Consider the following 14,006-nt stretch of genomic DNA (forward strand, 5'->3'; position numbering starts at 1 on the left):
GCTTCCATTTTCACTGTGGGGACACATGCAGACACTTAAGGTCGATTTAGGCGAGCGTAGCTACCCGATTCATATTGGCGAAGGTTTGTTGGACCAGCCTGAGCTGCTGGCACCGCATATCGCCGGGCGGCAGGTGGCAATCATCTCAAACGAGACCGTCGCGCCGCTTTATCTCGAGCGTCTGACCCGCAGTCTCGCGCAATACTCGGTTATTTCCGTGGTGCTGCCCGACGGCGAAGCCTTCAAGAACTGGGAAACCCTACAGACTATTTTCGACGGCTTGCTCACTGCGCGGCATGACCGGCGCACCACTGTGATCGCCCTCGGTGGCGGCGTAGTTGGTGACATGGCCGGTTTTGCTGCTGCCTGCTATCAACGGGGTGTCGATTTCATCCAGGTGCCGACCACGTTGCTGTCGCAAGTCGACTCGTCAGTGGGGGGTAAAACCGGGATCAACCATCCGCTGGGCAAGAACATGGTCGGCGCCTTCTATCAGCCCAATGTGGTGCTGATTGACACCTCGACGCTCAATACGCTGCCTCCTCGCGAGCTGTCTGCAGGCCTGGCGGAAGTCATCAAATACGGATTGATCTGCGACGAGCCGTTCCTTGCCTGGCTCGAAGAAAACGTCGATCGACTGCGTGCCCTGGATCAAGCGGCCCTGACCGTTGCCATCGAACGCTCCTGCGCGGCCAAGGCTGCGGTGGTTGGAGCCGACGAACGTGAGTCCGGCGTGCGTGCCACGCTTAACCTGGGGCATACCTTCGGTCACGCCATCGAGACCCATATGGGCTATGGTGTCTGGTTGCATGGTGAGGCGGTTGCCGCCGGAACCGTGATGGCCCTTGAAATGTCCACGCGACTGGGCTGGATCACCGCGCAAGAGCGTGACCGCGGGATTCGCCTGTTCCAGCGCGCCGGGTTACCGGTCATTCCTCCAGCGGATATGACCGAAGCAGATTTTCTCGAACATATGGCAATTGACAAGAAAGTGATCGACGGTCGTTTGCGTCTGGTGCTGTTGCGCCGAATGGGCGAAGCCGTAGTGACCGACGATTATCCGAAAGAGGTTTTACAGGCCACGCTGGGAGCGGATTACCGCGCTCTGGCTCAGCTTAAAGGTTAATAAGATCCCGATGACTAGTTTGCATGCCGACGAGGCTTTCCTCGGCCATTACCAGTTGAGTCATGACCCTTTTGCTCCACGGGTGCCTGGCTTCAAATTCTTTCCTGCCCAGCGCAAACCGGTGTTGGGGCAATTGCACCACCTGGCTCGTTACAGCCAGCTGCTGCTGGTCGTGACCGGTCCGCAAGGCAGCGGTAAGACCTTGCTGCGGCAGGCGCTGGTAGCCAGTACCAACAAGCAGTCGGTGCAAAGCGTTGTGGTTTCTGCCCGTGGCGCCGGCGATGCAGCAGGTGTACTGCGGCAGGTGGCTCAGGCGCTAAGCGTTGCCCAGGCTGAAATCGGCTCGATTCTGGCGCAGGTGGTGCAACTCGCGCTGACCGGCCAGGAAGTCTATTTGCTGGTGGATGATGCCGAGCAACTCGACGAGTCCGCGCTTGAGGCGCTGCTTGCGCTGGCCGCGGGTGCTCCCGAAGGTCGCCCGCATGTGTTCCTGTTCGGCGAGTCTTCGCTGATCGCAGCTCTGGAGCAGTTGAGCACCGAGGAAGAGCGCTTCCACGTCATCGAGTTGCAACCCTACGCCGAAGAAGAAACCCGCGAATATCTGGCTCAGCGTCTGGAAGGGGCCGGTCGGGGAATCGAACTTTTCTCCGCGGATCAGATCTCTGATATTCATGAAAGCTCCGATGGCTGGCCTGGCACCATCAACCAGGTCGCTCGCGATGCAATGATCGAAGCCATGATTGCCAGCCGCTCTGCGGTCAAGCGTCCAAGTATGGGGTTCAATATGCCGAAGAAACACGTATTGGCGATATCTGCCGTCGTCGTGGTGGCGGTAGCAGCAGCCTGGTTGATGCCGGGCCGTAACAAGGCACCGGCTACCGCTGTTCCAGCCACTGAACAGGCTCAACTGCCATTGGGGCAGGCGACGCCAAAACCGAACAGCAGCGGCAGCCCGGCTGTCGAGTTCGCAGGGTCTTCGCAGCCAATGCCTCTGCCGCTGGTTGGGCAGGCGCAACCGGTCATGCGTGGTCCTTTGGCTGAAGCCGCTGGCGGCATCACCGAAGGCAACGATGGCGTACCGGTCAAAGGTTCGAGCGCAACGCCACCTACCGTGACTACAACAGCGCCTCCGGCAGGCGTATCGGCTGGCCCGGCGCCAACCCCGGCTGCACGTCCAACTCCAACTCCAGCTCCAGCACCGACTCAGGTGGCTGTCGCCAAGCCCGCTCCAGTCGCCAAGCCTGCACCGGCTCCAGTGGTCAAGCCCGCGCCGGTCATCAAGCCTGTTGAGAAACCTGTCGAGAAACCGGTTGCCGTGGCTAAAGCGGCTACTGGCGGTAGTTGGTACGCCGGCCAGGCACCAGGCAACTTCGTGGTGCAGATCCTCGGCACCAGCTCCGAAGCCACTGCGCAAAACTTCGTCAAAGAGCAGGGCGGCGAGTACCGCTATTTCAAGAAAACCCTGCAAGGCAAACCGCTTTACGTGATCACCTACGGTAACTTCGCTAACCGCGATGCAGCCGTTGCCGCCATCAAGGTCTTGCCAGCGAAGGTTCAGGCTGGTAAACCTTGGCCTCGCACTGTCGCCAGCGTCCAACAGGAACTGGCAACAACCCGCTGAAGATTCGGCGGCCTTACCCAGGCCGCCTCTCCCGGCACCTCAAAATTTCCGCAGGCGCATGCTGCCCTCCAGGCCGCGTGCCTTGTGGTGTCTGCGTCATAGTAGTCTTTGAGTCGTTGCGGTCAGCATTAAAAATGTTTTGACTAGCACAGCATATCGCTTTAAACCTTTCACATATGCGACATAGATTTGCGACATTTCGTCGTCGAATTTGTGAGCCCCTGTGTCGGTGTGTACAATGACCTCCCTTTTACCCCCGCAAAGCTGGCGTACGTTCAGCGTGGATGGTAAGCGGTTGAATTGAAAAGAAATTTGCCTCGATAAGAGGCAGCCTGGTGAGAAAGTGTCTATGAAAGCAGGTCTGTACCAACCAGATGAATTCAAGGATAACTGTGGTTTCGGCCTGATAGCCCATATGCAGGGCGAACCTAGTCATACCCTGTTGCAAACGGCCATTGAGGCCCTGACCTGCATGACCCACCGCGGTGGGATCAACGCGGACGGCAAGACCGGTGACGGTTGCGGTCTGCTGATGCAAAAACCCGACGTGTTCCTGCGCGCCATCGCCCAGGAAACGTTCGGTATTGAAATGCCCAAGCAATACGCCGTGGGCATGGTGTTCTTCAATCAGGACCCGGTAAAAGCCCAAGCCGCTCGCGAGAACATGAACCGCGAGATCCTGGCCGCCGGCCTGCAACTCGTCGGCTGGCGTAAAGTGCCAATCGACACCAGCGTCCTCGGCCGTCTGGCTCTGGAGCGCTTGCCGCAAATCGAGCAAGTGTTCGTAGGTGGTGAAGGCCTGAGCGATCAAGAGTTCGCTATCAAGCTGTTCAGCTCCCGTCGTCGTTCGTCGGTGAGCAACGCGGCGGATACCGACCACTACGTCTGCAGCTTTTCCCACAAGACGATTATCTACAAAGGCCTGATGATGCCGGCGGATCTGACCGCCTTCTATCCGGACCTCAGTGACCAGCGCCTGCAAACCGCGATCTGCGTGTTCCACCAGCGCTTCTCCACCAACACCCTGCCGAAATGGCCGCTGGCTCAACCGTTCCGCTTCCTGGCGCACAACGGCGAGATCAACACCATCACCGGTAACCGCAACTGGGCACAGGCCCGTCGCACCAAGTTCGCCAACGATCTGATTCCTGATCTGGAAGAGCTCGGCCCGCTGGTCAACCGTGTCGGTTCCGACTCCTCGAGCATGGACAACATGCTCGAGCTGATGGTCACCGGCGGCATCGACCTGTTCCGTGGTGTGCGGATGATCATTCCGCCTGCGTGGCAGAACGTCGAGACCATGGACGCCGATCTGCGCGCGTTCTACGAATACAACTCCATGCACATGGAACCGTGGGACGGCCCGGCCGGCGTGGTCATGACCGATGGCCGCTATGCGGTCTGCCTGCTCGACCGTAACGGCCTGCGCCCGGCGCGCTGGGTTACCACGAAAAACGGCTTCATTACCCTGGCCTCGGAAATCGGTGTCTGGAACTACCAGCCTGAAGACGTGATCGCCAAGGGCCGTGTGGGTCCTGGGCAAATCTTCGCGGTGGATACCGAGACCGGCCAGATCCTCGATACCGACGCCATCGACAACCGCCTGAAGTCGCGTCATCCGTACAAGCAATGGCTGCGCAAGAATGCCCTGCGCATCCAGGCGACCATGGAAGACGACGACCACGGTTCGGCGTTCTACGACGTCGACCAGCTCAAGCAGTACATGAAGATGTACCAGGTCACCTTCGAAGAGCGTGACCAGGTGCTACGTCCGCTGGGTGAGCAAGGCTATGAAGCGGTCGGCTCCATGGGCGATGACACGCCGATGGCGGTGCTGTCCCAGCGTGTGCGCACGCCGTACGACTATTTCCGTCAGCAGTTCGCGCAGGTCACCAACCCGCCGATCGACCCGCTGCGCGAAGCCATCGTCATGTCGCTGGAGATCTGCCTCGGTGCCGAGCGCAACATCTTCCAGGAGTCGCCGGAGCATGCCTCGCGTGTGATCCTCAGCTCGCCGGTCATTTCCCCGGCCAAATGGCGTTCGTTGATGAATCTCGATCGCCCGGGCTTCGAGCGTCAGATCATCGATCTCAACTACGACGAGAGCATCGGCCTTGAAGCTGCGGTGCGCAATATCGCCGACCAGGCTGAAGAAGCTGTGCGTTCCGGTCGCACCCAGGTTGTTCTGAGTGACCGCCACATCGCGCCGGGCAAACTGCCGGTGCACGCTTCGTTGGCCACCGGCGCGGTACACCACCGTCTGACCGAAAAAGGCCTGCGTTGCGACAGTAACATTCTGGTCGAGACCGGCACCGCGCGCGATCCGCACCATTTCGCGGTGCTGATCGGCTTCGGCGCTTCGGCGGTCTATCCGTTCCTGGCCTACGAAGTGCTGGGCGACCTGATCCGTACCGGTGAAGTGCTGGGCGACCTCTATGAGGTGTTCAAGAACTACCGCAAAGGCATCACCAAAGGCCTGCTCAAGATCCTCTCGAAGATGGGCATCTCGACCATCACTTCGTACCGTGGTGCGCAGCTGTTCGAAGCTATCGGTCTGTCCGAAGAGGTCTGCGAGCTGAGTTTCCGTGGCGTACCGAGCCGCATCAAGGGTGCGCGCTTCGTTGACATTGAAGCCGAGCAGAAAGCCCTGGCCGCCGAAGCCTGGAGCCCGCGCAAGCCAATCCAGCAAGGTGGTCTGCTGAAGTTCGTCCACGGTGGCGAATACCACGCCTACAACCCGGATGTGGTCAGTACCTTGCAGGCCGCCGTGCAGCAGGGCGACTACAGCAAGTTCAAGGAATACACCGCGCTGGTGGACAACCGTCCGATCTCGATGATCCGCGACATGTTCCAGGTGAAAACCCTTGAACAGCCGCTGGATATCAGCGAAATCGAACCGCTGGAATCGGTTCTCAAACGTTTCGACTCCGCCGGGATCTCCCTTGGCGCATTGTCGCCGGAAGCTCACGAAGCCCTGGCCGAAGCCATGAACCGCCTGGGTGCGCGTTCCAACTCCGGCGAAGGCGGCGAAGACCCGGCGCGTTACGGCACCATCAAAAGCTCGAAAATCAAGCAAGTGGCCACCGGTCGTTTCGGGGTGACCCCGGAATACCTGGTCAACGCCGAAGTGCTGCAGATCAAGGTCGCTCAGGGCGCCAAGCCCGGTGAAGGCGGTCAACTGCCCGGCGGCAAGGTCAACGGTCTGATTGCCAAGCTGCGTTATGCAGTGCCTGGCGTCACCCTGATCTCGCCACCGCCGCACCACGACATCTATTCCATTGAAGATTTGTCGCAGTTGATTTTCGACTTGAAACAAGTCAACCCGAAGGCGCTGGTTTCGGTGAAGCTGGTAGCAGAAGCGGGCGTTGGCACCATCGCGGCCGGTGTGGCCAAGGCCTACGCGGACTTGATCACCATCTCCGGCTACGACGGTGGCACCGGTGCTTCGCCGCTGACCTCGATCAAATACGCCGGTGCTCCGTGGGAACTCGGCCTGGCCGAGACCCACCAGACCCTGCGCGGCAACGACCTGCGTGGCAAGGTCCGGGTACAGACCGACGGCGGCCTGAAAACCGGCCTCGACGTGATCAAGGCCGCGATTCTCGGTGCTGAAAGCTTCGGTTTCGGCACCGCGCCAATGATCGCGCTGGGTTGCAAATACCTGCGTATCTGCCATTTGAACAACTGCGCCACCGGCGTTGCGACTCAGAACGAAAAACTGCGCAAGGATCACTACATCGGTACTGTCGACATGGTGGTGAACTTCTTCACCTACGTCGCCGAAGAAACCCGTGAGTGGCTGGCCAGGCTGGGCGTGCGCTCCCTCCAGGAGCTGATCGGGCGTACCGATCTGCTGGAAATCCTCGAGGGTCAAACCGCCAAACAGAACCATCTGGATCTGACCCCGTTGCTGGGCAGCGATCACATCCCGGCGGACAAGCCACAGTTCTGCCAGGTAGAGCGCAACCCACCATTCGACAAAGGCCTGCTGGCCGAGCAAATGGTCGAGATGGCCACTTCGTCGATCAACGACCTGAGTGGCGCTGACTTCTCCCTGGATATCTGCAACTGCGACCGTTCCATCGGCGCACGGATCTCGGGTGAAATCGCCCGTGCTCACGGCAACCAGGGCATGGCCAAAGCACCGATCACCTTCCGCTTCAAAGGCACTGCCGGTCAGAGCTTCGGGGTATGGAACGCCGGTGGTCTGAACATGTATCTGGAAGGCGACGCCAACGACTACGTCGGCAAAGGCATGACTGGCGGCAAACTGGTCATCGTTCCGCCGGTCGGCAGCGCCTACAAGACTCAGGACAGCGCCATTATCGGCAACACCTGCCTGTACGGCGCCACTGGCGGCAAGCTGTTCGCCGCCGGTACTGCGGGCGAGCGTTTCGCGGTGCGTAACTCCGGTGCTCACACCGTGGTGGAAGGCACTGGCGATCACTGCTGCGAGTACATGACCGGCGGTTTCGTCTGCGTACTGGGCAAGACCGGCTACAACTTCGGCTCGGGCATGACCGGTGGTTTCGCCTACGTGCTGGACCAGGACAACACCTTCGTTGACCGGGTCAACCACGAACTGGTGGAAATCCAGCGGATCAGCGGCGAAGCGATGGAAGCCTATCGCAGCCACCTGCAACGCGTGCTGAACGAATACGTCGAGGAAACCAACAGCGAGTGGGGTCGTAACCTCGCCGAAAACCTCGATGACTATCTGCGTCGGTTCTGGTTGGTCAAGCCTAAGGCTGCCAGCTTGAAATCGTTGCTTTCCAGCACCCGTGCCAACCCGCAGTGATATGCGCCTGAAGAGTTTGATGAGGTTTTAACATGGCTGAACGTCTGAATAATGACTTCCAGTTCATCGAGGTCGGGCGCAAGGATCCGAAGAAGAAACTGTTGCGTCAACGCAAGAAAGAGTTCGTGGAGATTTACGAACCCTTCAAACCCCAGCAGTCGGCCGATCAGGCCCACCGCTGCCTGGGTTGTGGCAACCCGTATTGCGAATGGAAGTGCCCGGTGCACAACTTCATTCCCAACTGGCTCAAATTGGTGGCCGAGGGCAACATCCTCGCCGCCGCCGAGCTCTCCCACCAGACCAACACCCTGCCGGAAGTCTGTGGCCGGGTGTGCCCGCAGGATCGTCTGTGCGAGGGTGCTTGCACCCTCAATGACGGCTTCGGCGCGGTGACCATCGGTTCGGTGGAGAAGTACATCACCGACACCGCGTTCGCCATGGGCTGGCGTCCGGACATGTCCAAGGTCAAACCGACCGGCAAACGTGTTGCGGTGATTGGCGCCGGGCCTGCGGGTCTGGGGTGCGCCGACGTGCTGGTACGCGGCGGTGTGACTCCGGTGGTGTTCGACAAGAACCCGGAAATCGGTGGCTTGCTGACCTTCGGTATCCCCGAGTTCAAGCTGGAAAAGACCGTGCTGAGCAATCGTCGCGAAGTCTTCACTGGAATGGGCATCGAGTTCCGCCTCAATACCGAAATCGGCAAAGACGTGACCATCGAGCATCTGCTTGAAGAATACGATGCCGTGTTCATGGGCATGGGCACCTACACCTACATGAAGGGTGGCTTCGCCGGGGAAGACCTGCCGGGTGTGCACGACGCGCTGGATTTCCTGATCGCCAACGTCAACCGCAACCTGGGCTTTGAAAAGTCGCCGGAAGACTTCGTCGACATGAAAGGCAAAAAGGTCGTGGTACTCGGTGGCGGCGATACGGCGATGGACTGCAACCGCACCTCTATCCGCCAAGGCTCCAAATCGGTGACCTGCGCTTATCGTCGTGACGAAGCGAACATGCCGGGCTCGCGCAAAGAGGTGAAGAACGCCAAGGAAGAAGGCGTGAAATTCCTCTACAACCGTCAGCCAATCGCGATTGTCGGTGAAGACCGGGTCGAAGGCGTGAAGGTGGTCGAGACCCGTCTCGGCGCACCGGATGCCCGTGGCCGCCGCAGCCCGGAGCCGATTCCGGGTTCCGAAGAGATCATCCCGGCTGATGCCGTGGTCATCGCGTTCGGTTTCCGTCCAAGCCCTGCGTCGTGGTTCGAACAGTTCAGCATCCAGACCGACAGCCAGGGCCGCGTCGTGGCCCCGGAACAAGGCCAATACAAGCACCAGACCAGCAACCCGAAAATCTTCGCCGGTGGCGATATGGTTCGCGGTTCTGACCTGGTGGTGACGGCGATCTTCGAAGGCCGTAATGCCGCCGAAGGGATCCTGGACTACCTGGGCGTCTGATCCACTCTCATTCCCACGCTCCGCGTGGGAATGCTGCCCGGGGCGCTCCGCGTCCCTGACGGCGTGACGCAGAGCGTCACAAGAGGCGTTACCACGCAGAGCGTGGGAACGATCATCAGCTGTTGAAACCTGCGATAAATTGACCCGATAGACAAAAGGCGCGGCTCTTGCCGTGCCTTTTGCGTCGAGCTCTGAGAAAATGTCCGCACTTTTTTTCCGGATGCCGACATGACTGCCCTGAAGAACGACCGTTTCCTTCGTGCCCTGCTCAAGCAACCCGTAGACGTCACCCCTGTGTGGATGATGCGTCAGGCCGGTCGCTATCTGCCTGAATACCGTGCCAGCCGTGCCAAGGCCGGTGACTTCATGAGCCTGTGCATGAGTCCGGAGTTCGCCTGCGAAGTCACCCTGCAGCCGCTCGACCGTTATCCACAGCTGGATGCGGCGATCCTCTTCTCCGACATTCTGACCATCCCCGATTCCATGGGCCAAGGCCTGTACTTCGAAGCCGGCGAAGGCCCGCGCTTCAAGAAGGTCGTCAGCACCCTGGCCGACGTTGAAGCCCTGCCGATCCCTGATCCGCACAAAGACCTCGGCTACGTCATGGACGCGGTCAGCACCATCCGCCGCGAACTGAACGGCCGCGTGCCGCTGATCGGCTTCTCCGGCAGTCCATGGACACTGGCCACCTACATGGTCGAAGGCGGCTCCTCGAAAGACTTCCGCAAGACCAAGGCCATGCTCTACGACAACCCGCAAGCCATGCACTTGCTGCTGGACAAGCTGGCGCAATCGGTGACCTCCTACCTCAACGGTCAGATCATGGCCGGCGCCCAGGCTGTACAAATCTTCGACACCTGGGGCGGCAACCTCTCGGCGGCGGCGTACCAGGAATTTTCCCTGGCCTACATGCGCAAAATCGTCAGCGGTCTGATCCGCGAACACGAGGGCCGCAAAGTGCCGGTAATCCTCTTCACCAAAAACGGCGGCCTGTGGCTGGAAAGCATCGCCGACGCCGGTGCCGACGCTCTCGGCCTGGACTGGACCTGCGACATCGGCGAAGCCCGCCAGCGCGTCGGCAGCAAAGTCGCTCTGCAAGGCAATATGGACCCGACCGTGCTCTACGCCAAACCTGAAGCCATCCGCGCCGAAGTCGGTCGCATCCTTGCCAGCTACGGCAAAGGTACCGGCCACGTGTTCAACCTCGGCCACGGCATCACCCCGGAAGTCGACCCGGAACACGCTGGCGCGTTCCTGCGCGCCGTGCATGAGCTGTCGGCGCAGTACCACGAATAACCGCACCTCGATAACCAATACACCCAGGCTTATGTGTGGGAGCGGGCTTGCTCGCGATGACGGTGGAACATTCAACATCTGCGTTGACTGTCGGACCGCTATCGCGAGCAGGCCCGCTCCCACATAAAGCGAATCTCACAAGTCCTTCAGGCTTTCACATTCCCGGTCAACACCGGCAACTTCGCCAGCTTCAGCGCCACCAGCAGCGCAATGACCAGTAAACCGGTGATAAACAAACCGATGCCGTTCCACCCAGCGTAGTGCCAGAACATTCCGCCTGCGGTTCCCGCGATGCTTGAGCCGGCGTAGTAGCTGAACAGGTACAGCGACGATGCCTGGCCCTTGGCTTTGGTGGCGCGGCGGCCGATCCAGCTGCTGGCCACCGAGTGCGCGCCGAAGAAGCCGAAGGTGAACAGCAGCATGCCGATCAGCACTGCTGCCAGTGGGCTCAGCATCGTCAGAGCAACCCCCACCAGCATCAGCACAATGGTGCCCCAAAGCATTTTGCGACGACCGAATTTGTCGGCCAGTGCGCCGACTTTGGCTGAGCTGTAGATTCCCGACAGGTACACCACCGAGAGCAGACCGACGAATGCCTGGTTCATGTGATACGGCTCGGCCAGCAAGCGATAGCCGATGTAGTTGAACAGCGTCACGAAGGCGCCCATCACCAGGAACCCTTCGAGGAACAGCCACGGCAAGCCGGCATCACGAAAGTGCATGGTGAAGCCGTCGAGCAGGCTGCGTGGGTGCATCGAGCGGGCGTGGAAGTTGCGCGACTCTGGCAGTATCTTCAAGAACACTGCCGCGGCAATGAGCGCCAGACCGCCGATTACCAGCATCGCGGTGTGCCAACTGACGAAATCGATCAACACGCCGGTGATCAAGCGTCCGCACATCCCGCCAATCGCGTTGCCACCAATGTACAACCCCATCGCCAGACCAATATGTTGCGGGTGGATTTCTTCACTCAGGTACGTCATGGCTACTGCGGCCAGCCCGCTCAGCGACAACCCGGTCAGCGCGCGCATTACCAGCACGCCTTGCCAGCTTGGCATCATTGCGCTGGCGATTGTGCACAGTGCGGCGGCGAACAGGGCCGCGACCATCACCGGTTTACGGCCGATGCGGTCAGAAATCGGGCCCGTGATCAACAGACCGATGGCAAGCATCCCGGTGGCGACCGAGAGGATCAAACTGCTCTGCGCCGCGTTGATGGAAAACTCGCGGGACAGCAGCGGCATCATCGGCTGTACGCAGTAGAGCAGGGCGAAGGTGGCGAAGCCGCCGGAAAACAGCGCCAGCACCGTGCGGATGAACATCGGCGTGCCTTTTTCGATGTAGATGTCGCTCCGTTCAGCGACCACATTGTGTGGCGCAGAAGCTGGCATTTCGTGGGCTAGGGGGGCGACAGCAGTTTTCACGGGGTACCTCGGAGGGGCGCAGCCGGTCAGGCAATGAAAAAAGCATATAGCTGGCTAATGATTCTTTCCAATATATTGTTCGACCTGTTTGATAGGTTGTACGACCTAATGGAGTTTTCATGGAACTGCGTCATCTGCGCTACTTCATCGCCGTTGCCGAAGAACTGCATTTCGGCCGCGCCGCACAGGTGTTGGGCATCTCCCAGCCGCCGTTGAGTCAGCAGATTCAGGCGCTGGAGCAAGAGGTCGGCGCGCGCTTGTTCGAGAGGACCAATCGTCGGGTCGAGCTCAGTGAAGCCGGGCGGCTGTTTCTGGAAGAAGCGCGGTTGGTATTGGCACAAGTCGACAAAGCCGCCGACGTGGCCAGACGTGCGCAGTTGGGAGAGCTTGGGGAACTGAAGATCGGATTCACTTCGTCGGCGCCCTTCAATTCGAACATCCCGCAGGCGATTTTCACCTTTCGCCAGCGCTTCCCGGCGGTGCATCTGAACTTGCGGGAAATGAGCAGCACCCAAGTGGCCGATGCGTTGGTGGATGAGTCGATTCAGGTCGGCATAATGCGACCGTTGCCACTGCCGGATTCACTGAGTGTGGTCGAATTGATGCGCGAGCCTTTGGTGGCAGTACTCAGTTCCAAGCACCCACTGGTGGTCGGCAGTGAGGAGGGTTTGTACCTGTCGGCGCTGGCCCCTGAGCCTTTTGTGTTTTTCCCGCGTAGCTATGGCAGCGGGCTGTATACGCAACTGCTCAGCCTGGCGCGTGATGCCGGGTTCAGCCCGCACTTCGCTCAAGAGGCCGGCGAGGCAATGACTATCATCGGTCTGGTGGCTGCGGGGCTCGGTGTGTCGGTGTTGCCAGCGTCTTATCGGCGAATGCGCATCGATGGCGTGGTCTATCGACCACTGCTCGACCCGCAAGCGATCTCGGCGGTGTGGCTGGTGCAGAGAAAGGATCAAAGCTCACCGATGGCCAAAGCGTTTGTCGAGTTGCTGACCCGCAAGGCCGAGCCTGTTGAGTGAGGCGCCAGCACGCTTAAAGCAGTGCTGGCGTTTTTCGGTTATGGCTGGGCTCGCGGTTTCAGGTGCTCGATGGACTGGTCGACCATGGCCTTGGCAATCTCCAGCAGATGCCACACGGCGAAGACCATGGAGCGCTCGGCGCCTTTGAGATGATCTCCGCATTCGTAAGCCGTGACTGACGCACAGCGCAGCAAGTCAGCGGTGTAGAGCATCGAGTCTTCGAAGCTCACATCCTTGCTGACGTTGTAAAAACGCAATTCGTCGGGCGCGGCGGGATTAGCATCAGGCAGGTAATAATCCAGGGCACGGTACAGCGCGGCGCGGTCCTTGAGCAGGTCGCGGGTGAAGGCTTTGTCCATTGACGGGGGGACGGGTGGATCGGGGACGATTTTATCCATGTGGTGTTGCTCCTATTGGTGCATGGGAGCCGTCACTGGTCGCTGCTAAACGATGAGGGTGGCGGCTGTACGCAGGTTAGCAGACCGGCCAATAGGAAACCCGGCGCACCCGAAGGTGCCCTGCGCACAGCCACCATAAGCATGAGGACGTTAAAAAACGCTTGCCATGAGGTATGGGGGCGCTATGCGCCTATTGGACGTGGGCTGCTAAACCCGATCACTGTTATGCAGTGACGGAGCGAAGACTAGCCGCGGGATCTGGTAGGCACAAGGCGCAAAGATTCTCTAGGAAATGTCCTGCAAGATAAAGAGATTTGCCTTTCTGGCCCTTAAAGATCGCGGGCAAGCCTCGTCCTGAGAGCACCCCGAGGAGTGGACATCTCAGGTAACGGATCGGCCTTAGTGATTTGTTCAACATTTGCGCAGAATCGATTTTTTTCGGCGAGTGCCATGGATGCCACTTCAATACCAACCAAAGGAAGGCAGCGTGCTCATCTGCGATTTCAGGGGCTATGAAGTCCCCGAGATGGTCAAGGTCAGGCCAGTTGTCGTCATACGTAAACACCGAACCAACAAGCTATTGGTAACGGTTGTGCCATTGAGCACCACGGCTCCGGAGTCTTTTCTAGATCACCATCTGGAGCTCGAAAACCATCTTCAAGGAGGGAGTCCTATTTGTTGGGCGAAGTGCGATATGGTTGCGACCGTCAGTCTTCCCAGGCTTGATCGGATCAAGCGAAGAGATCGGCAAGGAAAGCGTGTTTACGAAATCTCACAACTTTCGGTAGAGGAGTTTGCCGCGATCAAAGCAGCTGTTCGCAGCGCCCTGGGGCTATAAAGCCTAAATGCATGAGGCTATCGGGCGATTTGCCA

General features: G+C 59.5%; 9 protein-coding genes. 7 read left to right on the forward strand and 2 right to left on the reverse strand.

From position 1 onward, the window contains the following. Positions 1 to 25 precede the first annotated feature (25 nt). The 5 genes from aroB to hemE all read left to right on the forward strand — a co-directional run bounded on the left by aroB (position 26) and on the right by hemE (position 10,292). The gene (gene aroB / locus AC07O1_RS01200; RefSeq protein ID WP_494995482.1) at positions 26 to 1,126 is read left to right on the forward strand and encodes a 3-dehydroquinate synthase; all 1,101 of its coding nucleotides are present in this window, start codon (positions 26 to 28) and stop codon (positions 1,124 to 1,126) included. A 10-nt stretch (positions 1,127 to 1,136) separates the two neighbouring features. Next, entirely contained in the window at positions 1,137 to 2,747 is a 1,611-nt protein-coding gene (locus AC07O1_RS01205; RefSeq protein ID WP_495087679.1) for an AAA family ATPase, read from the forward strand. Between the two features lie 349 nt (positions 2,748 to 3,096). Further along, the gene (gltB, locus tag AC07O1_RS01210; RefSeq protein WP_495087680.1) at positions 3,097 to 7,545 is read left to right on the forward strand and encodes a glutamate synthase large subunit; all 4,449 of its coding nucleotides are present in this window, start codon (positions 3,097 to 3,099) and stop codon (positions 7,543 to 7,545) included. A gap of 32 nt (positions 7,546 to 7,577) precedes the next feature. Further along, on the forward strand, positions 7,578 to 8,996 hold the full coding sequence (locus AC07O1_RS01215; RefSeq protein ID WP_494995485.1) for an FAD-dependent oxidoreductase: 1,419 nt from the start codon (positions 7,578 to 7,580) through the stop codon (positions 8,994 to 8,996). A 228-nt stretch (positions 8,997 to 9,224) separates the two neighbouring features. Next, entirely contained in the window at positions 9,225 to 10,292 is a 1,068-nt protein-coding gene (hemE, locus tag AC07O1_RS01220) for a uroporphyrinogen decarboxylase (protein ID WP_495087681.1), read from the forward strand. Between the two features lie 146 nt (positions 10,293 to 10,438). Here the strand turns inward: hemE and AC07O1_RS01225 are convergent, their stop codons facing one another. Beyond that, positions 10,439 to 11,683: an MFS transporter gene (locus AC07O1_RS01225; RefSeq protein ID WP_495087682.1), complete on the reverse strand. Its 1,245-nt coding sequence runs from the start codon at positions 11,681 to 11,683 to the stop codon at positions 10,439 to 10,441. Positions 11,684 to 11,835: 152 nt separating this feature from the next. Here AC07O1_RS01225 and AC07O1_RS01230 point away from each other — a divergent pair, with 152 nt between their 5' ends. After that, positions 11,836 to 12,735, forward strand: coding sequence for a LysR family transcriptional regulator (locus AC07O1_RS01230; protein ID WP_495087683.1), 900 nt, complete (start codon positions 11,836 to 11,838; stop codon positions 12,733 to 12,735). A gap of 38 nt (positions 12,736 to 12,773) precedes the next feature. Here AC07O1_RS01230 and AC07O1_RS01235 read toward each other — a convergent pair whose 3' ends face one another. After that, positions 12,774 to 13,133, reverse strand: a complete 360-nt coding sequence (locus AC07O1_RS01235; protein WP_495011062.1) for a DUF6124 family protein — start codon at positions 13,131 to 13,133, stop codon at positions 12,774 to 12,776. Positions 13,134 to 13,587: 454 nt separating this feature from the next. Here AC07O1_RS01235 and AC07O1_RS01240 point away from each other — a divergent pair, with 454 nt between their 5' ends. Next, entirely contained in the window at positions 13,588 to 13,971 is a 384-nt protein-coding gene (locus AC07O1_RS01240) for a type II toxin-antitoxin system PemK/MazF family toxin (RefSeq protein WP_495011063.1), read from the forward strand. Positions 13,972 to 14,006 lie beyond the last annotated feature (35 nt).

This window comes from Pseudomonas sp. GW821-FHT07G10 (assembly GCF_059418545.1).

What these genes read in the sequence shown, in the direction of transcription:
- aroB (WP_494995482.1), top strand. Translation starts at nt 26, where the DNA reads ATGCAGACACTTAAGGTCGATTTAGGCGAGCGTAGCTACCCGATTCAT.
- AC07O1_RS01205 (WP_495087679.1), top strand. Translation starts at nt 1,137, where the DNA reads ATGACTAGTTTGCATGCCGACGAGGCTTTCCTCGGCCATTACCAGTTG.
- gltB (WP_495087680.1), top strand. Translation starts at nt 3,097, where the DNA reads ATGAAAGCAGGTCTGTACCAACCAGATGAATTCAAGGATAACTGTGGT.
- AC07O1_RS01215 (WP_494995485.1), top strand. Translation starts at nt 7,578, where the DNA reads ATGGCTGAACGTCTGAATAATGACTTCCAGTTCATCGAGGTCGGGCGC.
- hemE (WP_495087681.1), top strand. Translation starts at nt 9,225, where the DNA reads ATGACTGCCCTGAAGAACGACCGTTTCCTTCGTGCCCTGCTCAAGCAA.
- AC07O1_RS01225 (WP_495087682.1), bottom strand. Translation starts at nt 11,683, where the DNA reads ATGCCAGCTTCTGCGCCACACAATGTGGTCGCTGAACGGAGCGACATC.
- AC07O1_RS01230 (WP_495087683.1), top strand. Translation starts at nt 11,836, where the DNA reads ATGGAACTGCGTCATCTGCGCTACTTCATCGCCGTTGCCGAAGAACTG.
- AC07O1_RS01235 (WP_495011062.1), bottom strand. Translation starts at nt 13,133, where the DNA reads ATGGATAAAATCGTCCCCGATCCACCCGTCCCCCCGTCAATGGACAAA.
- AC07O1_RS01240 (WP_495011063.1), top strand. Translation starts at nt 13,588, where the DNA reads ATGCCACTTCAATACCAACCAAAGGAAGGCAGCGTGCTCATCTGCGAT.